The sequence below is a fragment of the Gemmatimonadota bacterium genome (assembly GCA_009692115.1).
GTDB lineage: Bacteria > Gemmatimonadota > Gemmatimonadetes > Gemmatimonadales > GWC2-71-9 > SHZU01.
Window position 1 is genome coordinate 134,632 of the sequence record SHZU01000006.1, and the last position, 20,739, is coordinate 155,370.

The following is a 20,739-nucleotide window of genomic DNA, read 5'->3' on the forward strand; positions in this document are numbered from 1 at the left end:
TGCCCCTGGCGATCCTAGGCGATGGTCCTGGGAACGCAGGCCGCCTTGAGCCCCGCTACCGCGGCCGCCGGGTCGGCCGCCCCGAAGACGGCGGTCCCGGCCACGAACATCTCAGAGCCTGCCTGATAGGCGGTGCCGATCGTCTGGGCGGTGATGCCACCGTCGATTTCGATGAGCGCGGAAGAACCGGCCTCATCGAGCATGGCCTTGAGCCGGCGGATCTTGTCAGTGGCGCCGGGCCAGTACCCCTGGCCCCCGAATCCGGGGTTGACCGACATGACCAACACCAAGTCGAGATCGGGAATCACTTCGGCGATCAGGGAGAGCGGGGTGCCGGGGTTGAGCACGAGCCCCGCCTTCATTCCGCGTTCCCGGGCCGCCGCGAGTTGCCGCTGCACGTGGCGAGTCGCCTCCGGGTGGAACGCGAACGTGTGGGCCCCGAGGTCGGCATACTCCGCCAGGTATTTTTCCGGTTCCGTCACCATCAGGTGGACGTCGAGCGGAAGGTCGGTGAGTTTTCGGAGGGCCTTGATGACCGGGCCACCGAACGTCAGGTTCGGGACGAAGTGGCCGTCCATGACGTCGATGTGAATCCAGTCGGCCCCACCGGCTTCGACTTGGCTGATCTGTTCCTTGAGCCGGCCGAGATCGGCGGCCAAGACGGAGGGGGCAATCCGGGCGGGCTTCATCAATTGGTCTCCGCGACGATCAGGTCGATTCGGGTTCGGTGGACGGCGCGGGACCCCGCCGCCGGCAGTTGCTCGAGGACGGAGCCCGGCGGTCCCCGGCGGCCGTCCCCCGTCCGGATCCGGCCCGCCGTAAACCCGGCGGCTTCCAAGCGGCGCTTGGCGTCGTCAGGCCGGAGGCCGACGACGTTAGGCACGTCGAGTTCCGCCGGCCCTTGGCTCACGATCAGGTCAATAGTGCTTCCTGGTTTCTTGGGCGCCCCGGCCGCGGGTCTGGTGTTGACGATGACGTCCGGGTCGGCTCCACCGGGCACGGTGTCGACGCCACCGACTTTGAGGCCGGCGGTGATCAGGACCCGAATGGCGGCCTCGAGCTCAAAATCGGTCAGGTCCGGCACCAGAATCGGCGACGGGCCGGCGCTCTTCGTCAGGGTGACCGTGGTGCCCTGCGGGACCACCAGGTCGGGCGGGGGATCCTGCCACAGCACCGTGCCAGCGGGCGCCTCCGGATCGGCCTCCTCACCCTCGACCTGGACCTTGAAGCCCTGGCCCGACAACGACTGCTCGGCGGCTGCGATCGGAAGCCCGATCAGGCGGGGCACGACATGGTCCTGTTGGAAGATCGGTCCCGGGTACGCGATGCAGGTCGTGAGATACCCGGCCAGTCCCGATCCGAGCAGGACCACCGCCGTCGTCAAGCGCCGCCGCCCCACGATCGTCTTCGGCAAGGGGATTCGAGGTCGTCGAGGCGGGTTCGGCGTCGTCATCACAGGATTCTGCGCAGTCGGGCGGCATAGGCGCCATCCGTTCCGTGCCGTTGGGGCAACACGACCAAATCGCCGTCAGCGTTCAGCAACTCGGCCGGGACATTGGTCGACGGTTCGCGGCGAAACCGGGGGTCGCCATCGAGGAATCGGGCGACCTGGGCTTCGTTCTCCTCGGGCTCCAGCGAACAGGTTGCGAATAATAGTAATCCCCCCGGGGCCACGACTTCGGCGGCCTGGATCAGAAATCGGCCGGCCTGATAGGCCAAGCTCTGTAGAGCCTCGGGCGCGACCCGCCACCGAGCGTCGGGATGACGGGCAAAAGTGCCGGTGCCGAGGCAAGGGACGTCGAGCAAAACCGCCCCAACGGGCCGAATCGGTGGTTTGGTCACGTCGGCCAACAACGCCAGCACGTTGGGTGGCGCCGCCCGCGTCAGATTTTCGGCCAGCCGGCGGACCCTGACTCTCGTCCGGTCGGCCGCGATGACCAGCGACCGTCCGGTTGCGAGCGCAATGGACTTGCCGCCGGGCGCGGCACAGGCGTCGTAGAGAATGGCGCCCGGGTCGGGGGCCAAGAATCGGGTCACCAGCCGCTGAGCCGGGTCCTGGACGACAAAGGCACCGTCAGCGTATCCGGGCATCTCCGCCGGCTTCTTGGCCGAGACGATGAGCCCCGCGTCGAACGGAGCCGGCCGGAACGTGATCCCGGCCGCGGTCAGGCCGGCTTCCACTTGGCTCCGCGACCACCGGGCGGGCTGGATCACCAACTTAGGCCGGGTGTTGTTCCAGGTCAGCAGGCCGGGGGTTTCCTCTGGCCCGAACCGGGCCAGCCATCGCGCCACCAGCCACTCGGGGTGGGAAAACTCGCGGGACAGCATCGCGGCGCCACCCTCGGTTCCCCCCAAGTCAACCCGATCGGCGTGGCCGTCCGCCATTCGGCGGAGCACCGCATTGACGAACCCCGCGACCTTGCGTCCTCCGAACCGCCGGGCCACCCCGACGGTGCTTTGCACGGCGGCATGGGGAGGCACCCGGTCCAAGTGCAGTAGTTGGAATGCGCCGAGGCGAAGGACGTCCAGGGTGTCGGCCTTGACGCTGTCGATGCCCCGTTCGATGCCCCCGGCCAGCGATGAATCGAGGTGGGTTCGGGCCCGGAACACGCCGGCGGCGAGTTCGTGGGCCAACCGGCGGTCGTCGGTGTCGAGGTCTTTGACCGCCCGGCGGAGGGCGACGTCGAAGGGCACGCCGTGCCGGACATCGTGGAGTACCCGCCAGGCGGCAAAGCGAGGTCCGAGTCCGGGCTCGTCGGCTCCGGTCATGCCGCCAACTCGCGGACGAGCTGATCGGCCGCCCGCGCCGGATCAGAGGCCGACCAGAGGGCCGTGGTGGCGGCGATGCCCCACGCGCCGGCCGCTCGGACCGAGCCGACCTGGTCCACGCCAATGCCGCCGCACGCCACCACCGGGATGCCGAGCGTGACGATGTGCCGGAGCCAGTCGAGGCCGAGCCCTCCCCGATCAGGATCGGCCGACGAGGGAAACACCGGGCCGGCGATCAGGAAGTCGGCGCCGCCGGCCACCGCGGCTTCGGCCTCGGTGACGGACCGGACCACGATGCCGATCCGTCCGGCCTGAAAGATCTTCCGGGCACCCGACGCCGCCGGGCCGTCGGCGTCCAACACGAGGCCGTGGGCCCCGGTCGCGGCGCCTAACGCCGGATCGCCGGACGCCAGGAAGGCCGCTTCCGGGGGCCGGACCAAGGCCCGGACCCGAAGCAACAGCGCCATCTGGTGGCTGGTTGGGGTACCAGGGGCCCGAACCACGATGCCGACGGTGGGTCCGGCGGAGGCGATGGCGGCCGCCTTGATCGCGAAATCCTCGGTGCCGACGACGTGATGGTCGGTCAGGGCGAGCAGGCGCGGCAGCGGCCTCATCCGAGCTGGTCGCCGATCGCGAGCGGTCGCCCCCGGAGCCAGTCGAGCGTGTTCATGCGAGGTTTGCCAGCCGGCTGGACGTGGCCGATGGCCACGGCTCCGGTTCCGGCGGCTACGACCAAGTCAGGGCTCAGCCAGAGGACCGTTCCGGGGCGGCCGTTCCCCTTGACGGGTCGTGGCGCGAAGCACTTGAGGTCCCGGCCGGCCAGCGTCGTCCAACTGCCCGGCACGGGGTCGAACGCCCGAATGCCGTTGGCCACGTCATCGGCCGGCTTGGTCCAGTCGATCCGGGCCACCTCGCGGCCGATCTTCGGGGCCAGGGTGACTCGGGTGGGGTCCTGCGGGTGGAAGACGGCGGTCCCCTGGCGGAACCGGTCAATCGCCTCCTGCAGGGCCGCCGCACCTAACGTTGCGAGTCGGGCGGTCAGCTCGCCGCCGGTATCGGTCGGGCCGATCGGGGTTTCCTTGGCCAGCAGGACCGGACCGCTGTCGAGGCCGGCTTCCATCCGCATGATGGTGACGCCGGTGGCCGGGTCGCCGTGGGCGATGGCCCATTGGATCGGGGCCGCCCCGCGCCACCGCGGGAGCAGGCTCGCGTGGACGTTGATCATCCCGAGCCTGGGGATCTCGAGCAACGCCGGCCGGAGCAGGTGCCCGTAGGCCACCACCACGCCGAGGTCGGCGTCGAAGGCGCGGCACTGGTCGAGAAACTCGGGCCCGGTGGGTCGCTCCGGCTGGAGGACCGGAATGCCCGCGGCCAGGGCCCGCACCTTGACCGGCGGCGGCTCAAGCGTCGATCGGGAGCGGCCGCGGGGCCGGTCGGGCTGAGTGACCACGCCCACGACCGTGACCCCAAGACCCAGCAACGTCTCGAGACTCGGGACGGCAAACTCGGGCGTCCCAAAGAACACGATCCGCATTACGCCGGGTCGTCGTCCTCCGGAACGACCTTACGGATCAGGCCGCTGCCCTTGTTGTCTTTTTTCCAGCGGCGGAGGAGGATCTCGCGTTTGAGAATGCTGAGGTGGTCGAAGAACAGGATGCCGTCGAGGTGGTCGATCTCGTGCTGGACCGCGCGGGCCACGTAGCCGTCGAGTTCGCGGCGGTATCCCTGCCCGTGCTCGTCGAGGGCTTCGAGGACGATCCGCTCGGGGCGGGTCACCTCACCGAACACGTCAGGCAGCGAGAGGCAGCCCTCTTCGGCCCGGACCCGGCCTTCGGCACTCACGATGACCGGATTGATCATCGCAAACCGATCGTCTTCGACGCTGACGACCGCCACCCGCTCCGTGATGCCGACCTGGTTGGCCGCGAGGCCAACCCCCTTGGCGGCGTCCATCGTTTCGAACAAATCCGCCACGAACTGCCGGGTCCGGTCGTCGACGGCGCCGAGTTCGGCGCTCCTGGCCCTGAGCGGCGGCGAGCCCAGCAGATGGATGTCCAGCAGCGCCATTTTACTGTGTGGCGGTCGGCGACACTTCGCTGCCGATCTGGACGATTCGCCCCCGTTCGACGATGACTTGGGCGGTGCCGGTTTCGATCGTGATCCGGTTGTCTTTGATGTCTTTGACTTTCCCGATCAGTCCGCCGGCGGTGACGACCTCGTCATTCTTCTTGAGCGACGCCAGGAGCTCGGCGTGCTTCTTCCGGGCTTGGCTCTGGGGCCGGATCAGCAGGAAATAGAAGATCACGAAGAGGAGGGCCAACTGGCCGACCAGGACGATCGTGCCCATGCTGCCGCTGTCCGTCGGGGCCATCAATGCGAAAAGGAACTGCGTCGAAGTCATGCGTCGTCACCTTGGGTGTAGCGCCCGACCCACTCGTGGCGCCATGGAGTAAAGCGGCCTTCCAGGATCGCCGCGCGAGCCAACTCGCCGATCCGGACCAGAAACCGCACATTATGCAGGGACAGCAATCGCAGTCCCAGGATTTCATCCGCCACGAACAGATGACGGAGATACGCCCGCGAGAACCGTTGGCAGGTTTCGCAGTCGCAGTCCGGATCCAACGGACCCGCGGCCATCCGGTTGGTCGCTTTGCGGATGTTGACCCGCCCACTCATGGTCCATGCACTGCCATGGCGGCCGTTCCGGGTGGCGGCAACGCAGTCGAACACATCAACGCCCCGAGCGATTCCCTCGACCAGATCTTCCGGAAATCCAACCCCCATAAGATAACGAGGGCGGTCCCGGGGCAGGCGGGGGCCCAGTTCCTCCAGTACCCGATGCATGACCGGCTTTGGCTCGCCGACCGACAGCCCGCCGATGGCGGTACCGGTCCAGGGCCCCTCCGCCAGGGTGCCCTCGAGCGACCGGAGCCGAAGATCGGCGTAGGTCCCTCCCTGAATGATCGGCCAAAACGTCTGGGCCTCCGAGCCTGCCGCTAACTCCGCGTGGCGGGCCCGGCACCGGGCCAACCACCGAAGCGATCGTTCCATGCCCTCTTCGGCATGGGCGTGGGTCGAGCCACCGGGGACGACGTGATCGAAGGCCATCGCGATGTCAGCGCCGAGGGCCCACTGGATCTCCATGGCTTTCTCAGGCGAGAGGAACCGCCGGCTTCCGTCCACGTGGCTGGTAAATTCGACTCCTTCTTCGGTGATCTTGCGAAGCGTCTCCAGGGAAAACACCTGAAATCCGCCCGAATCTGTCAGCATCGGCTTCCGCCACGTCGTGAACCGGTGGAGCCCGCCGAGCGCCTGGACCACGTCCTCGCCGGGCCGGAGGTGGAGGTGGTAGGTGTTCCCGAGAATGATCTGGGCCCCGGTCCGCTCGACCTCGGCGGGGTGGAGACCCCGGACGACCCCGAGGGTGCCGACCGGCATGAACGCCGGGGTCTGGACCTTGCCGTGGGGCAGGTGGAGGGTGCCGGCCCGGGCGTCGCCGTCGGTATGGGTCAGGTCAAAGTCGAACATGGTCACCGGACCACCATGGCGTCACCGTAGGAGTAGAAGCGATACCGCTGGTCGACCGCGTGCCGGTAGGCCGCCCGGATCTCGGGCCCGCCGCCGAATGCGCTCACCAGCATCAGCAGGGTGGAACGGGGCAGGTGAAAATTCGTGATCAATCGGTCTACCACCTGAAACCGAAACCCCGGGAGAATCAGCAGCGTGGTTTCTTGCGGTCCGACGGCCACGCCGGCTTCGGTGGCTGCCGACTCGAGGGCCCGCACTACCGTGGTGCCGACCGCCCAGATCGCTCCGCCGCTCGCCTGGGTGGCCCGAATCCGATCCGCTAACTCGGCGGAGATGGTAAACGACTCCCGGTGCATCGGGTGGGTGGCCGGGTCGTCGCCCCCCAGCGGGCGAAAGGTCCCCGGTCCGACCTCGAGGTCGAGTTTGCCGATCCCGACGCCATTGGTGGCCAGCTCTGCCAGGATTGCCGGGGTGAAGTGGAGGCCGGCCGTGGGCGCCGCGACGCTCCCGGGCCGTTCGGCATACACGGTTTGGTAGCGGTCATCGTCCGCCTGGGTCGGTTCGCGGGTGATGTAGGGCGGCAGCGGAAGCCGGCCGTACGCGGTCATGGCGGCCTCGGCGGTGATCCCGATGAACCGGACCAGCCGGTTGGGCCCGTCGAGGACTTCGACCGTTTCGATCGCGGCCGTTTCGCCTAACGCTATGCGTTTGCCGGGCTTCAGGGCACTGCCCGGTTTGCCCATGGCAATCCAGCAACCATCGGCCGCCGGGTGGATCAAGAGGACCTCGGCGGGCCGGCCGCTCGGCCGCCATCCGATCAGCCGCGCGTGACGAACTTTGGTCGAGTTGAGGATCAGGAGATCGCCGGCCGGCACCAAGCCGGGCAACTCGGCGAACATCCGGTCGGTGGGGGCGCCGGTGGCCCGGTCGAGGTCGAGGAGTCGGCTGGCCCCTCGGGTCTCGCTCGGGGTCTGGGCGATCAGGTCGGGCGGAAGGTGGTAGTCGAAGTCAGAGACCCTAAAGCCCGGCTCAGTCAAACAGCGGTCCCTGGCTGGCCGGCGGCGTGATGCCGAATCGTTTGTAAGCTTGGGCTGTTGCCACCCGGCCGCGGGAGGTCCGCTCCAGGAAGCCCTGCTGGAGCAGATACGGTTCGTACACTTCCTCCAGCGTTCCGCTGTCCTCGCCGACGGCCGCGCCTAACGTTTGCAGGCCGACCGGGCCCCCGCCGAACTTCTCGATGATGGTGGAAAGAATCCTGGCATCCATGTCGTCGAGGCCGAATTCATCGACGTTGAGCCGCTCCAGCGCGGCGGCGGCCACCGCCGGCGTAATGATGCCGTCGGCCCTGACCTCGGCGTAGTCCCGGACCCGGCGGAGGAGCCGGTTTGCGATCCGGGGCGTGCCCCGGCTTCGCTTGGCGATCTCGAGGGCCCCGGTGGCTTCGGCCGGAATGTTCAGAATCGCAGCGGAGCGGGTCACGATTTGAGCCAATTCGTCGGGACGGTAGAAGTTCAGCCGTTCCACGATGCCGAACCGGGCCCGCATCGGCGGGGTCAGTTGTCCGAACCGGGTGGTGGCGCCGACCAACGTGAACGGCTCGAGGGCCATCGGAATCGTCTGGGCGTTCGGCCCCTCGGCAATCCGGACGTCGACCCGGAAGTCCTCCATGGCGGGGTAGAGAAACTCTTCCAGCACCGGCCGGAGCCGATGGATCTCATCGATGAATAAGATGTCACCTTTAGAGAGACCGGTGAGCATGCCGACGAGGTCGCCGGGCTTTTCGAGGACCGGACCGGAGGTGGTCCGGATCTGGACGCCCATTTCGCGGGCCATCAGCATCGCCAGCGTGGTTTTGCCGAGGCCGGGCGGGCCGAAGAACAGGATGTGGTCGAGGGCGTCCTTCCGGGCCTTGGCCGCGTCGATCGCGATCTGGAGCGACGCCTTGACATGCTCCTGTCCCACGAACTCGTCGAGCCGGGACGGGCGGAGCGCCGCATCGGTGCCGCCCTCCTCGGGCAGCTCGTCCGGGGTAGTCACCTCGACCCGCGTCATCGGGGGACTACTTCGCCTCGGAGTTCCACCGGACCGGCCGGACCGCCGGCCAGATCGCATGCCGGGCGCGGCAGGTGACGCAGCGATCGTCCGCCACCGCGGTGTTCATCGGCACCAGCTTCCGATTGGTGGAGCCGCACTTGGTGCACAGCCACTCCGCCGTTTGCTGGGCTCGCTTCGGTAATGTGGCGATCATGCTATCGTCCTCCCGGCTTGGGTGTCGTCAACTGGTGTAAGGCCCGCTTGATCAACCCGGCGGCATCGCTGTCGGGTCCCTGGACCAGGGCCGCCCGGATCGCTTCGTCGGCCGCCACCGAGGCGTAGCCTAACGCCGCGAGCGCCCGGGTGGCTTCTTCGGCCGCCGACCCTTTCCGGGGGCCGGCATCCACGATGACCTCGGCGAACCGGTCGGACAATTCGAGGACCAGCCGTTCGGCCTTCTTCCGGCCGATGCCCGGGACGGTCGACAGCGCAACAAAGTCCTTGGCCTGGATCGCCCGGACCGTCCGGTCGGGGCCTAAACTCGAGAGCAGGGCCATGGCTAGTTTGGGTCCGAAGCCGCTCGCGCCGAGCAGGCGCTGAAAGATGCCCCGGTCGGCGGCCCGATCGAAGCCGAACAAGGTCCAGGCGTCCTCGCGAATGACCATTTCGATGAACAGCGAGCACCGCTGGCCGGGCGCCGGCAGGCGCTCCAGTACGCCCACCGGCACGGTCACAGCGTAACCCACGCCGCCGTCGGTCTGGATCACGATCGTTTCGCCCGCCCGATCGGAGAGGACGCCGGTGACGGTCGAGATCACCGGGCGGCCCGGGCCCCGCGGCCGGCCAGCAGATGGGTGAGGGCAACCGCGACCCCGTCGGCCGCGTCGGCCGGCGTCGGGGCGGTCTTCAGTCCGAGGAGTTTGGCGACCATGAATCCGACCTGTGATTTCTGCGCGGCACCGCGCCCGACGATGGCCTTCTTGATGCTGGCCGGGGGGTACTCGAACACCGGAATCCCAGCCAGGGCCCCCGCCAGCAGGATGACCCCGCGGGCGTGTCCGAGGACGGCGGTGGTCCGGACATTGGTGCCGTAGAAGATGTCTTCGACGGCAAGCGCCGTTGGTCGGTGGCGGGCGAACAGTTCGGTCAGACCCTCATGAATGGCCAGCAACCGCGCCGGCAGCGGCGTCCGGGCCGGGGTCCGAATCACGCCGCACTCGATCAGCCGCGCGAGCCGACCCGGCTGATCGGCTACCACCACGCCGTAGCCGACGACCGCGGTACCCGGATCGATCCCGAGAACGGTCACGCCCCCGCTTCGGCCAGGGTCCTGGCGTCGATGTCGAAGTTGGCGAACACCTTGGACACGTCGTCTTGGTCTTCGAGCATCTCGACCAACTTGAGCAACCTGACGGCGTCGTCGCCCTCGACCTTCACCGTGTTCCTCGGGACCATGGCGATTTCCGCGGACTCAACGGTATAGCCTCGGGCCTTGAGCGTGTCCTGAACCCCGTGGAGATCGTTCGGGGCCGTTGTGACCACGTATTGCTCGCCTTCGGTGGCGAAATCCTCGGCGCCGGCTTCGAGGGCGGCTTCCAGGGTGGCCTCCTCAGGAGATCGGGCCGCCGTGAGGAAGATCTGTCCCTTCCGATCGAACATCCACGCCACCGAGTTGGTCGCGCCCAGGTTGCCGCCGTTCTTGGCGAAGGCGTGGCGGACCTCGGCGACCGTCCGATTGGCATTGTCGGTCGTGCCTTCGAGGTAGATCGCCGCCCCGCCGGGTCCGTAACCCTCGTACGTCACGTCCTCGTACACCTGCCCCTCGAGTTCGCCGGTGCCCTTCTTGATGGCCCGCTCGATGTTCTCGTTGGGCATGTTGACGGCCCGGCCGGCATCGATGGCGGTTCGGAGCCGTGGGTTCCCGCCGGGGTCGCCCCCGCCGGCCTTGGCGGCCACGGTGATTTCCCGAATGCACTTGGTCCAAACCGATGCCCGCCGGCTGTCGGTCGCGGCCTTCTTATGCTTGATTTGCTTCCACTTGCTGTGGCCAGCCATAGATCGTTCCTCAGGGCATTCCGGGACGCAACTTAGGGGCTTTTCGGTCGCGGCGGGAGGCTACCGGAGGCTCCTGGCGGCCTTCTGGACCAAGTCGGCCGCATCGGTTCCGACGGCTTCTCGAACTGGGCCAACCAATCCGCTCAAGAGCGGCCCCGCCGGCCCGGCCGGCGCGTTCTTCAGCCCCTCGATCATCCGGGCCAGGCCTCGATTGAGGGCCAACGGGAGCGCCAGACTGGAAATTCGCTGCTCTAGCAGGGCCACCCGGCGCCGATAGGCCCGTTCCGCGGTGCCGGTGGCCAAGCCAAGATCTTCCGCCACGTGGACCGCCAGCCAGAGGGCAAACAGGCCGTCTCGACGGGGGCCTCGGGGCGCCGATCTCATCAGGTCGATCAGCCCCCGGGTGGCTGGGGTCAGCATCGATCAGCGGGGCAGGCGGCGGATGGCATCGAATACGTCGTCCGGGGTGATATCCAGCAGGCATCGGTGGTGGCCCAGAGGGCACCCAGGGCCGCCCATGGCGGAACACGGCCGGCAGGGGAGGTCCTGCTCGAGAACCGTGGCCCGCCCGCCGTAGGGGTAGAACCCGAATTGGCGCACCGTCGGGCCGAACAAGGCCACCACCGGAGTCTGGACCGCCGTCGCGAGGTGCATCAGCCCGGTATCGCCGCTGACGGCCCGGTGCGAGAGCTTGAGCAGGGCGGCACTCCCCGGAAAATCAAAGGCCCCCGCCGCATTCACCGCGGACTTGGCCCCCGCGGCCGCCACCTCCTCACCCAGGAGCCGGTCGGCCGGCCCGCCCAAGACCACCACGTCCGAGCCGGTGGTCGTCAGCCGGGTTACCAGGTGCTGCCAGTGCCGGAGCAACCACCGTTTGGTGGCGTGCTGGGCCCCGGGGCACACCGCAATCAACGGCCGATCGATGCCAAGCCCTCGTTGGTTCAGAAACTGTTGGGCAGCGTCCATCGCGTCGCGGCGAACGAAGAACTCGAGCGGATGGCCCACCGGCGAGACGTCGAGGCTCCGAGCTGCATCGAAGTACCGCTCGGCCACCGGACGGTGGTCCCGGTACTGATCCAGTTTGGTCCGAATCAGGAGCGTCCGGGCCAGCCGGTGTTTTGGATACCCTCCCCACGTTCCGCCGACCCACAGTCGAAGCCACCGGGTCCGGAGGCTTCCGTGGAGGTCGAGCAGGTGGCTGTAGCCGCCGCTCTTGATCCGGGTAGCGAGCGCCTTCAACGGCGTTTGGGCATCGTAGCCGATGACCTCCGCGACCCGAGGGTTGTCCGCGAGGAGCGAGGCGAAGACGGTCTTGGTGACGAAGGTGATGGTGGCGTCCGGATGGCGTTCCCGGACAGCCCGAATCAACGGCGTGGTCAAGAGCACGTCGCCCATCGAACTCAATCTGACCATCAAGATGCGGGGCGGCACGAGGGTTGAGAAGATAACGTCCTATTAGGTTTGCTTCATGGATGATCGCGTTGCGCGGCGGCTGTTTGGGGTGGCCCGACCCTACCGGGGACTCTTCGTTCTCGGCATTGTCGCCACCCTGGCCGCCTCGCTGCTCGATGGCTTGACGATCGTGATTCTGATTCCCCTGCTCAAGACGCTCTTCGGGACCGCCGGGGCACTGTTGCAGGCCCCGACCCAGCTCGAAGCCTGGACCGACCGATTCCTGATCCCCCTGACTGGCAGCGGCGATCGGACTTCTCGGGGCACCGGGCTGGTCCTGCTGCTCCTGGCGGGGCTCCTGTTCAAGAACGCCTGCACCTATGCGGCCGGACAGTTGTCCGTCGCCGTGCAGGAAGGGTTGGTCCGGGATCTTCGGGTTCTGCTGTACCGCCATCTGCTCACCCTCGACCTCGGGTTCTTTCAGCGGACCCGCCAAGGTCAGCTGGTGTCCGGTGTGATCGCGGATGCGGACCAATCGAAGCAAGCCGTGACCGCGGCTCTGGTCTCGTTCTTCCAAAACACGGTGATGATCGGGACGTCGTCGGTGATCCTCTCGTTCATCTCCTGGCAGCTCACCCTCCTGACCCTCGCGGCCGCCCCGGTCCTCGTCTTCGGGATCCAGCAGCTGCTTCGCCGGCTTCGGCGCTATGCGGGTGAGTGGGCCGAGGAACGGGGACAGCTGACGTCGACGGTGGCGGAGCGGCTGGGCGCGATCAAGTTGATTCGGGCGTACGGCGCCGAGGAATCCGAAGTCCAGCAATTTGCAACCCAGGCCGACCGGTATCGGAAGCGGCTGATCCGGACCCAGCGCTACTCGACCTTGACGCACCCCGTCACCGAGGTGTTCGGGGGATTGGTCATCGTCCTGATCATTTGGGCCGGGGCCAATCCCGAGGTGGTCGGCGCCACCTTGAGCCCAGAGGTCACGATCGGGTTCTTGGTCGTGGCCCTCAAAATGATGGCGCCGATCAAATCCCTCGCGCAGTTTCCGACCGGCATGGCCATCGCGCTCGCGAGCGCGGAGCGGGTGTTCGGGTGGCTCGACCGGGCCTCGGCCGAAGCGGACCCGCCCGATGCCCGGCCGGCGCGGTTCGAGCGCGAGTTGGCGTTCGACCGAGTCTCCTTCCGGTACGAGCATGAACCGGTCCTTGAGTCGGTCTCGTTCGTCGTCCCGAAGGGCCGGATCGTGGCTATCGTCGGTCCGTCGGGGGCCGGCAAGACGACGCTCCTTGAACTGGTGGCCCGGTTTCACGATCCCGTCGCCGGAGTCGTTTCGCTCGACGGGGTACCGCTCGGCCGGCTCTCCCTTCGCTCGCTCCGAGGGATGATCGGACTCGTCAGTCAGGAAACAGTAGTCCTGAACGATACCGTCCACGCGAATATTGCCTACGGTAAGCCGGCGGCCACCCGCGAGGAGGTCCGCCACGCGGCCCAAGCCGCGAACGCCCTGGAGTTCGTGGACCGGCTACCCCAGGGGTTCGAGACCCTGCTGGGCGAGCGGGGCACCCGGCTGTCGGGCGGGCAACGGCAGCGGATCGCGATTGCCCGAGCCCTGCTCCGGGATCCCCCGATCCTGATTCTCGACGAGGCCACCAGCGCCCTCGACACCGAGTCGGAACGGCTGGTTCAGGAGGCCATTGACCGATTAATGGCCGACCGGACCGTTTTGGTCGTGGCTCACCGCTTGGCAACAATACAGCACGCTGATGAGATTCTAGTCCTGGACGGCGGCCGCATCGTGGAACGCGGCAGCCATGGGGCGCTCCTCGCCCAAGGCGGCTTGTACCGGCGCCTCTATGATCTCCAGTTCCGCCCTGTAGAGGAAATGGCGTGAGCGTTCCGTCTGTCCTCCTGATCGCACCCTTCGACGATGGCGAGAACGCCCATTCGTCGCAACGGGCCCGCGGCTTCGAGCGACTCGGCTGTGATGTGACCACCTTCGATCTTCGTCGCCGGTCGGGGCTCCTTGGCCTCCTGGGCGGGAGCGACCTCCGATCGCGCCTCCTCAAGAGTATCGAGGTAGCCGAAGCCACTTTGGTCTTGGTGGTCGGGGGATACGACATCGACGAAGGGTTGGTCGACTCGATCCGGTCTCAAACCGGGGTCCGGTTGGTCAATTGGTTTCCGGACGATGTGGGCAGGATCTCCGAGATTCTGGCCGTCGCCCGCTCCTATGACCCCATCTTTGTGGCGGGTACCGACGTGGCGGCCGCGTGCGAACGCTCGTTGGGCCGGACCATCGAGGTCCTGCCGCTCGCCGCCGATCCATCGGTGTACCGGCCGCTCCGAACCAAAGACCAGTATCGGGCCAATGTGGTCTTTGCCGGCGGAGCTACGCCGGACCGGGAGAGGTATCTGGCCGAGTTGGTCGAGTTTGGGCTGGCCCTCTGGGGCCCTGGCTGGCGGAATACTGCGCTCCGAGACTATTGCCGGGGCGAACTCCGAACCACCGCGGAATACGTCCGGGCCTACGGCGGCGCATCGGTGGCGGTCAACCTTCACCATGGGTTGGGCTCGAACGGGCTGTCCTACGCGTACTGCAACCAGCGGGTGTTCGAGCTGGCCTCTATGGGCGTCCCTCAAGTCGTCGACGCCCGGGCCGACCTCCCGAAGTATTTCGAGATCGGCAAGGAAATCGTCACGTTCTCCGACGCCGGCGAGCTCAAGTCGAAGGTCGAGGAGCTGCTCCAATCCCCCCCGCAAGCCGAGGAGATCGGGCTCGCGGCCCGGCGCCGGGTGCTGGACCAGCACACCCACATGCATCGAGCCCAGGGGTTGTTGGAATCGATCGGCATGTTGTCGGCCCAGAAGCCGGTCGGTCAGGAGTCGGTCGCCGACTGATGTACACCGGCCTCCGGGTCGTCTTGGTCGCGAAGTTCAACGAGCGCTATCACCGGGCCGGCCCCGCCATTGCCGCGGCCCTGGAATCGTTGGGATGCGACGTCCTGCGGTGCGAGGAACGGACCCGGGGTCTCGATCGTTGGTTGCTCCGCCCGGTGGGTGGTCGTTTGCTCCACGCGGTTCGGGGCCACCGTCCGGACCTGGTGCTGGTCTTCAAAGGGGCCACGGTCGATCCCGAGATCATCGCCGCGATCCGGCCGGCGGCGCCGGTGGCGCGATGGGCCAACTGGTTTCCCGATAGCCCGCACTTGCTCGATCTCTCCCTCCGGATCGGCGCCGGATACGACCATTGCTTCGTCTTCGATACCTCGATGGTGGATCGCCACCGGGCCCTGGGGCGGGCGGCCAGCTATTTGGCCGAAGGGTGTGACCCGGCCTCTCATCGCCCGTTGCCGGATGCCGGCTGGCCCCGGTCGCCGATTGCCTTTGTCGGGACCCACGAACCCGATCGGGCCAAGGCCATCGAGAATTTGCGCGATCTTGGCTTGACCACCTGGGGGCCCGGCTGGCCCAAGGGTCCGCTGTACGGCAATGATTTCATCCGGGCCTTCTCGAACGCCGACGTGGCCCTGAATGTCCACCAGTTTTTTGGAGAGCCCCCCGAGCGGGGCCGCTACGGAACCGGCGCCAACCGGCGGGTCTTCGAATTGGCGGCCATCGGCACGGTGCAGCTCTGCGACGCCAAGGGCGATTTGGCCCGGAACTTCGAGGCCGGTAGCGAGGTGGTCACCTTTCGCGATCCGCGGGAACTGCGGGCCGCCACCGAAGGTCTTCTGGCCGATCCGGTCCGGCGCCAGAGCATCGGGGCCCGGGCCCGGGCTCGGGCGCTCGGGGAACATACCTGGCGGCACCGCCTCGAGGCCTTGTTGGCCACGATGATGCCATGACGATTTCCGGTTTCACGATCGTCCGGAACGCCATCGAATTGGATTTTCCGGTGGTTGAGAGCATTCGGTCGATCCTTCCGCTCTGCGACGAAATGGTCGTCAACGTCGGCCACTCGACCGACGAAACCCTCGCGTTGATCCGTTCGATCGCCGATCCCAAGATCCGGATCCTCGAGACCGAGTGGAACCTGGCCGACGGAAGCTCGGTACTTCGGGACGAAACCCTCCGGGCCATGCGGGCCTGTCGGAACCCGTGGGGCCTCTACGTCCAAGCGGACGAGGTCCTCCACGAGCGGGGTGCCGGGGTGCTTCGGGACGCGATCGTCACGGCGGGACCCACCGTCGAAGGCATCGTGGTGAAGTACCGCCACCTGTTCGGGAACCCGGCCACCGAGGCGGTGAATCGCCGCTGGTATCCCCGCGAGGTCCGGGCCGTCCGTCTCGACCCCGCGTATCAGGTCCACCCGTATCGGGATGCCCAGGGATTCCGGGTCGGCCCGGCCGATCGCCGGGTCCGGGCCCGGCTCGCCGACGCCGAGATGTTTCACTACGGCTATACCCGGAGCGCGGCGGCGCTCCGGGGGCGTCGGACCATCGACCGGTCGCTCTATCCGGAGCGGCCGGACTACGATTTCGACCGAGCGGTGTTGCGATGGTTCCCGGGTATCCGGCCGTTCGTCGGCACCCACCCCGCCGTCGCTCGCGACTGGGTTGAACGGCATACGGTCGATCCTGAACGGCGGATTACCGAGCCGAACTTTCGGTGGGACCACGTTCGGTTCCATATCTCGGACGCAGTCGAACGACTCACCGGCGTCCGGATGTTCGAGTTCCGCAACTATCAGTTGATCAAATGAGGTCGGTCCGGTGGTTCGCACCGAACCGGTACTGCGGTTTGGTGGTTCCGGCGCTCCGCGAGGCCGGGTGGTCGATTGCCACTGAAGGAGAAGACTCGGCCGATCTGGTCGTGGCCATGGACGGGCAGTCCGCCGTCTTGGGTTTCGAGTTTGCCCGTCGCCACCGGTGCCGGTTGCTGCTGGATCTCTGGGACCTGCCGCCCTGGCGCCTCGGCGGGGGCCGCCCCGACGTCGTGTTCGAATGGCGGGGCCGGATCCGCCGGGTGCCCCGAGTTCTCGGCGGGTTTCGCGAGCGGGCCGGGCACTACAGCCGGATCGCCTTCGCGGCCCGGCGGGCCGACGGGGTCTGGGCTCCCTCGATCGCGACGGTGACGGATCTGGCGGGTCGGTTTGGCGTCGAGGCCCGGTCGGTGGCGTACTGCTATGACTCGGCTCGGTTTCGTCCGGTCGATCGGCAGTCCGAGACCCCGCAACGGCGCCTCTCGATCTCCCGCTTGGTGCCTCACAAGAACCACGACGCGGTCATTCGCGCGGCCTCCCGGATGGAGCCCAGGCCGGTCGTGCACCTGATCGGTCAGGGTCCCGAGGCGCCGGCCCTCGTTCGGTTGGCGGCCGAACTCGGCGTCCGGCTCGAAGGTTTTGGCCTGACCCCGATCGAAGGTGTGGCGACCGGCGTGCCGACCGTCGCGTCCGACATTCCACCTCGTCGTGAGCACCTGGGCAACACCGTCCACTATTCCAACCTCGAAGACGAGTTCTCGCTCGTCTCGGCGATTCGGATCGCCATTGAGGTTGGCTCGGTCGATCCGGCGGGCGTGGCGCACCTGACGATTGAGCGGGCCGCGGCCCGGTTCCCGACCCACTTGGCCGAGCTGGTCGGAACGTGACGGACCTCCTCCTGGCCTATGACTTCCCGCCGATCGGTGGCGGAATTGCCCGCTGGATGGCCGAGATTGCCCGCCGGTATCCCACCGGCGGCCTGGTGGTGTCCACCGGCTCGCTGCCCGACGCGGCCGACCGCCAGTTTCCGAACCCGGTTGACCGGATCGCCATCCCATCGGGGCGCCTCCGCACGGTGCCGGGTCTCTGGGCGTGGCGCCGCCGGGTTCGAAGCCTGGTAGCGACCCATGCGGTCGAATTCGTGTGGTGCGGCAATCTCCGGCCCGCCGGCTACGTGGCGGCCCGGACTCGGCAGCGAGACGGCATTCCGTACGGCGTCTTGCTGCACGGGGGCGACCTGCTCCAGCTCCGGGCCAAGTTCGCCCGGTCCGCACTCAAGCGGCATTCCGCCAGGGCCTTGCTCGCCAACGCTTCGGTGCTGGTGGCCAACAGCGGCTGGACCGCCGAACTCGTCGGCGAGGTCATGACGACGCTTGCCCTCGATCCGACCGACCGGGTCAGGGTGGTGCCGTTGGGGAGCGATCCGGCGGTGTTCCGTCCCGGACTCGATTCCGAGACGGCCAGGGCCCGACACCAGATCGAGCCCGGCCGGGTCCGGCTGCTCACGGTAGCCCGGCTCGTTCCCCACAAAGGCATCGATGTCGGCATCGCGGCCGTGGCTGCGCTCCGTGACCGGATTCCCGGACTCACCTATCTCGTGGTTGGGCGGGGCCCGGACCGGTCCCGCCTGGAAGCGCTTGCCCGGTCGTTAGGCGTCGGCCCGATGGTGCAGTTTGCCGCTGGGGTGTCCGATGCCGATCTACCGGCCGTCTACGGAACGGCCGATCTCTATCTGGGCTTGTCTCGGGCCGACGGGCTCGAGGTAGAAGGCTTCGGCATTGCCCTGGCGGATGCCGCGGCGTCCGGCCTGGCCGTCGTGGCGGGGCGGAGCGGTGGAACGGGCGCCGCGGTCCTCGATGGGGAGACTGGGATCCTGGTTGATGCCCGCGATCCCGGTGCGGTGGCCGGCGCGGTGGCCGCGATCCTGGGCGATTCAACCCGCCGTCACCAGCTGGGCGAGGCCGGCCGGCGGTGGGTCGAGCGGGATCGCAACTGGGACCGCGTGGTCCGGGATCTTCAGGCCATCAGTCGATCGGTGGTCACAGCTGGACCGCGGTGATCGCTCCGGTCGGACAGGCCCGGACCACCCGGTCACCCAGTGCCGACCACGATTGGCGGGGCGACGTGACCACCGCCAAGCCATCGGCGCCTCGCCCGAACACGGCGGGCTCGCGGGAATAGCAGATCCCGCAGCCGATGCACGCCTTGGGTTCGATGGCCAGGACCACCTCGCGCTGGGGGTGGACACCGGGCGGCAGTGCTGCCAGGGCGCCCGGCAGCCGATCGAGCGCGGAATTGAGCGCCCGGAACCCTTCGGCAATCAAGTAGGGTGTTCGGTTGAAGGAGAACATCGAAATCCGTTCGACGCGCGGCCGGACCAGCAGGATCGGCGGGTTCTGCCAGTCGCGTAGCAATTCCTCGGTCAGCGTGCTCATCACGATCTCGAGCCCGCGGGCATAGGTCAGGGCAAACCCCTGCCGCCGACGTCCACCGCGATGATCGGGACCGAGCCCGCCGCCAAGGCGGTCCGGATCGGAAGATTCTCGGCGACGGCACCGTCGACGCACACTCGGCCGTCGATCGGCCGCGGGGCCAGAATGCCGGGCAGGGCGCAGGACGCAAAGACCGCGTCGGCTACCCGGACTTTGGTCAGGCCCGGCAGGCCCCACGGAATCTGGACCCCGGAGTTGAGGTCAACGGTGTTGACGACCAAGCGGCGGGGCAGATCCTCGAAGGTTCGATCGCCGACGATCGAATGGATCAAGTGCTCGAGCGGCTCCCGCCGGTAGACGGCCGGTGACAACATCCGCTTGAGCGCCATGTCGAGATGGGCCACCCGGAAGACGTCCTACCGCTTGATGGCCAGGGCCCGATCTTCCATCTCCCGGACCGACATGCCGGACGCCCAAGCCGCCGCGATCAGCGACCCGATGCTGCAGCCGACCACCACTTCTGGGGCGAGGCCCCGTTCCTCGAGGGCTCGGAAGACGCCAACATGGGCAAGCCCCTTCAGGCCGCCGCCGCCCAGAACCAGATTGAATTGAGAACCAGTCGCCATAGTAGGATATTATCGACGAATGACGATCTCCGCGAAACCCAGTCGGTACGACGTTCAGGCGCTCCGGCGGGAAGAGTTCCCCTGGGCCGACGAAACCCTGTACCTGAACCATGCAGGAATCGGTCCGCTCCCCGAGCGGGTCCGGCAAACGCTGGAATCCTACCAGCGTGACCGGGCCGCCGCCTACCGCCTCACCGAGGGCCACCTGTTCCGGGTTCTCGACCGGGCCCGGGAGGTCGCCGCGCGGCTGATCAATGCCACGCCCGCCGAGATCGCGCTCTCGACCAACACCAGCTACGGCATCAACGTGGCCGCGTTGTCGCTCCCGCTCCACCAGGGCGATATCGTGCTGGCGAGCGACGGTGAGTTCCCGGCCAATGTCTTCCCCTGGCGCCAACTCGCCAAGCGGGGGGTGACGCTGGAACTGGTCCCGGTGACGGCCGATGGCTGGCCCGACGAGGCCAGGATCGCCGAGCGGATGCCCGACCCACGGGTCAAGGTCCTGGCGCTCTCGCAGGTCCAATTTCACACCGGATACCACGCCAATCTCCGGACCCTGTCTTCGGTGGCGCGAGCAACCGGAACGTATTTGGTCATCGATGCCATTCAGGCCTTGGGCCAGATTCCGTTTGACGTCCAGGAGACCCCGGTCGACATCCTGGCCTGCGGGGCCCAGAAGTGGCTCCTCTCGCCGTGGGGGTCGGGGTTTACCTACATTCGGAGGGAACTCGTCGAGCAACTCGAGCCCCCGATGGCGGGGTGGACGGCCTTCGACGGCACCGATGACCTCGGCACGCTGACCCACTACCAGGGCGACTGGCGCTCGGACGCCCGCCGGTTCGAGTTGGTCACCCTGCCGTTTCAGGACTTCGTCGGGATGATCGGCTCGGTGGAGTTGCTGCTCGAACTCGGTGTCGATCGGATTCAGAACCACCTGGCCGAGATCAACCGGCCGGTGCTCGAATGGGCCGCCGCCCGCGGGGTTCGGGTCTCGTCGCCCGCGGCCGGTGCCTCGGCGAGCGGCATGGTGTGTCTGGTTCCCCCGGACCCTGCGGCCACGTTCGCCAAGCTGACCGGGGCCGGAGTTGTGGCCTCCCATCGGGAGGGCGCTCTCCGGTTCAGTCCGCATTGCTACAATACGATCGAGGAAATGGCCCGGCTCGCCGAGTTGCTCGATCGGTCCATCTGAACGCTGGAG

At 67.7% G+C, this 20,739-nt stretch carries 26 protein-coding genes; 7 read left to right on the forward strand and 19 right to left on the reverse strand.

Annotated elements, in window-relative coordinates; all coding sequences use genetic code 11:
* Window positions 1-14: 14 nt before the first annotated feature.
* Genes rpe through EXR94_08900 form a run of 16 tightly spaced genes read right to left on the reverse strand, consistent with a single transcriptional unit; the run spans window position 15 to window position 11,817 of the window.
* Complete coding sequence (gene rpe / locus EXR94_08825) at window positions 15-689, reverse strand: ribulose-phosphate 3-epimerase (protein MSR02826.1); 675 nt, start codon at window positions 687-689, stop codon at window positions 15-17.
* Window positions 689-1,453 carry a PASTA domain-containing protein gene (locus EXR94_08830; protein ID MSR02827.1) on the reverse strand — a complete coding sequence of 255 codons (765 nt, stop codon included), beginning with the start codon at window positions 1,451-1,453 and terminating at the stop codon, window positions 689-691. The genes rpe and EXR94_08830 overlap by 1 nt, the downstream gene beginning before the upstream one ends.
* Window positions 1,453-2,769: a hypothetical protein gene (locus EXR94_08835; protein ID MSR02828.1), complete on the reverse strand. Its 1,317-nt coding sequence runs from the start codon at window positions 2,767-2,769 to the stop codon at window positions 1,453-1,455. The genes EXR94_08830 and EXR94_08835 overlap by 1 nt, the downstream gene beginning before the upstream one ends.
* Complete coding sequence (locus EXR94_08840) at window positions 2,766-3,383, reverse strand: thiamine phosphate synthase (protein ID MSR02829.1); 618 nt, start codon at window positions 3,381-3,383, stop codon at window positions 2,766-2,768. The genes EXR94_08835 and EXR94_08840 overlap by 4 nt, the downstream gene beginning before the upstream one ends.
* A complete protein-coding gene (locus EXR94_08845) occupies window positions 3,380-4,303 on the reverse strand; it encodes a methionyl-tRNA formyltransferase (protein ID MSR02830.1) in 924 nt (307 codons plus the stop codon). Before EXR94_08845 ends, EXR94_08840 begins: the two co-directional genes overlap by 4 nt.
* Window positions 4,303-4,836, reverse strand: a complete 534-nt coding sequence (gene def, locus EXR94_08850; GenBank protein MSR02831.1) for a peptide deformylase — start codon at window positions 4,834-4,836, stop codon at window positions 4,303-4,305. The genes EXR94_08845 and def overlap by 1 nt, the downstream gene beginning before the upstream one ends.
* A 1-nt stretch (window position 4,837) precedes the next feature.
* Window positions 4,838-5,170, reverse strand: coding sequence for a preprotein translocase subunit YajC (yajC, locus tag EXR94_08855; GenBank protein ID MSR02832.1), 333 nt, complete (start codon window positions 5,168-5,170; stop codon window positions 4,838-4,840).
* Complete coding sequence (locus EXR94_08860; protein MSR02833.1) at window positions 5,167-6,297, reverse strand: tRNA guanosine(34) transglycosylase Tgt; 1,131 nt, start codon at window positions 6,295-6,297, stop codon at window positions 5,167-5,169. The genes yajC and EXR94_08860 overlap by 4 nt, the downstream gene beginning before the upstream one ends.
* A gap of 2 nt (window positions 6,298-6,299) precedes the next feature.
* Window positions 6,300-7,334, reverse strand: a complete 1,035-nt coding sequence (gene queA / locus EXR94_08865) for a tRNA preQ1(34) S-adenosylmethionine ribosyltransferase-isomerase QueA (GenBank protein MSR02834.1) — start codon at window positions 7,332-7,334, stop codon at window positions 6,300-6,302.
* A complete protein-coding gene (gene ruvB, locus EXR94_08870) occupies window positions 7,327-8,349 on the reverse strand; it encodes a Holliday junction branch migration DNA helicase RuvB (protein ID MSR02835.1) in 1,023 nt (340 codons plus the stop codon). Before ruvB ends, queA begins: the two co-directional genes overlap by 8 nt.
* A 7-nt stretch (window positions 8,350-8,356) precedes the next feature.
* Window positions 8,357-8,545: a hypothetical protein gene (locus EXR94_08875; protein ID MSR02836.1), complete on the reverse strand. Its 189-nt coding sequence runs from the start codon at window positions 8,543-8,545 to the stop codon at window positions 8,357-8,359.
* 1 nt (window position 8,546) lies between these two features.
* A complete protein-coding gene (gene ruvA, locus EXR94_08880) occupies window positions 8,547-9,278 on the reverse strand; it encodes a Holliday junction branch migration protein RuvA (protein ID MSR02837.1) in 732 nt (243 codons plus the stop codon).
* Window positions 9,146-9,640, reverse strand: a complete 495-nt coding sequence (ruvC, locus tag EXR94_08885; protein ID MSR02838.1) for a crossover junction endodeoxyribonuclease RuvC — start codon at window positions 9,638-9,640, stop codon at window positions 9,146-9,148. The genes ruvA and ruvC overlap by 133 nt, the downstream gene beginning before the upstream one ends.
* Window positions 9,637-10,386: a YebC/PmpR family DNA-binding transcriptional regulator gene (locus EXR94_08890; GenBank protein MSR02839.1), complete on the reverse strand. Its 750-nt coding sequence runs from the start codon at window positions 10,384-10,386 to the stop codon at window positions 9,637-9,639. Before EXR94_08890 ends, ruvC begins: the two co-directional genes overlap by 4 nt.
* A gap of 60 nt (window positions 10,387-10,446) precedes the next feature.
* On the reverse strand, window positions 10,447-10,806 hold the full coding sequence (locus EXR94_08895; GenBank protein ID MSR02840.1) for a hypothetical protein: 360 nt from the start codon (window positions 10,804-10,806) through the stop codon (window positions 10,447-10,449).
* A 3-nt stretch (window positions 10,807-10,809) separates the two neighbouring features.
* A complete protein-coding gene (locus EXR94_08900; GenBank protein MSR02841.1) occupies window positions 10,810-11,817 on the reverse strand; it encodes a glycosyltransferase family 9 protein in 1,008 nt (335 codons plus the stop codon).
* A gap of 37 nt (window positions 11,818-11,854) precedes the next feature.
* Here EXR94_08900 and EXR94_08905 point away from each other — a divergent pair, with 37 nt between their 5' ends.
* The 6 genes from EXR94_08905 to EXR94_08930 are packed head-to-tail and all read left to right on the forward strand — an operon-like array spanning window position 11,855 to window position 18,542.
* A complete protein-coding gene (locus tag EXR94_08905; protein MSR02842.1) occupies window positions 11,855-13,672 on the forward strand; it encodes an ABC transporter ATP-binding protein in 1,818 nt (605 codons plus the stop codon).
* A complete protein-coding gene (locus tag EXR94_08910; GenBank protein ID MSR02843.1) occupies window positions 13,669-14,679 on the forward strand; it encodes a hypothetical protein in 1,011 nt (336 codons plus the stop codon). The genes EXR94_08905 and EXR94_08910 overlap by 4 nt, the downstream gene beginning before the upstream one ends.
* Entirely contained in the window at window positions 14,679-15,626 is a 948-nt protein-coding gene (locus EXR94_08915; GenBank protein ID MSR02844.1) for a hypothetical protein, read from the forward strand. Before EXR94_08910 ends, EXR94_08915 begins: the two co-directional genes overlap by 1 nt.
* Window positions 15,623-16,483 (forward strand): hypothetical protein, encoded by an 861-nt coding sequence (locus EXR94_08920; protein MSR02845.1) that lies wholly within the window; start codon window positions 15,623-15,625, stop codon window positions 16,481-16,483. The genes EXR94_08915 and EXR94_08920 overlap by 4 nt, the downstream gene beginning before the upstream one ends.
* Window positions 16,480-17,370 carry a hypothetical protein gene (locus EXR94_08925; protein MSR02846.1) on the forward strand — a complete coding sequence of 297 codons (891 nt, stop codon included), beginning with the start codon at window positions 16,480-16,482 and terminating at the stop codon, window positions 17,368-17,370. The genes EXR94_08920 and EXR94_08925 overlap by 4 nt, the downstream gene beginning before the upstream one ends.
* Window positions 17,367-18,542, forward strand: coding sequence for a glycosyltransferase family 1 protein (locus tag EXR94_08930; GenBank protein MSR02847.1), 1,176 nt, complete (start codon window positions 17,367-17,369; stop codon window positions 18,540-18,542). The genes EXR94_08925 and EXR94_08930 overlap by 4 nt, the downstream gene beginning before the upstream one ends.
* Here the strand turns inward: EXR94_08930 and EXR94_08935 are convergent.
* Genes EXR94_08935 through EXR94_08945 form a run of 3 tightly spaced genes read right to left on the reverse strand, consistent with a single transcriptional unit; the run spans window position 18,523 to window position 19,541 of the window.
* Window positions 18,523-18,918, reverse strand: coding sequence for a ferredoxin (locus EXR94_08935; protein MSR02848.1), 396 nt, complete (start codon window positions 18,916-18,918; stop codon window positions 18,523-18,525). The two genes, EXR94_08930 and EXR94_08935, sit on opposite strands and share 20 nt — an antisense overlap.
* Window positions 18,919-18,944: 26 nt before the next feature.
* Window positions 18,945-19,319 carry a hypothetical protein gene (locus EXR94_08940; protein ID MSR02849.1) on the reverse strand — a complete coding sequence of 125 codons (375 nt, stop codon included), beginning with the start codon at window positions 19,317-19,319 and terminating at the stop codon, window positions 18,945-18,947.
* Window positions 19,320-19,331: 12 nt separating this feature from the next.
* On the reverse strand, window positions 19,332-19,541 hold the full coding sequence (locus tag EXR94_08945; protein ID MSR02850.1) for a hypothetical protein: 210 nt from the start codon (window positions 19,539-19,541) through the stop codon (window positions 19,332-19,334).
* Between the two features lie 19 nt (window positions 19,542-19,560).
* On the opposite strand from EXR94_08945, the gene EXR94_08950 reads away from it, so the two are divergent.
* On the forward strand, window positions 19,561-20,730 hold the full coding sequence (locus EXR94_08950; protein MSR02851.1) for an aminotransferase class V-fold PLP-dependent enzyme: 1,170 nt from the start codon (window positions 19,561-19,563) through the stop codon (window positions 20,728-20,730).
* Window positions 20,731-20,739 lie beyond the last annotated feature (9 nt).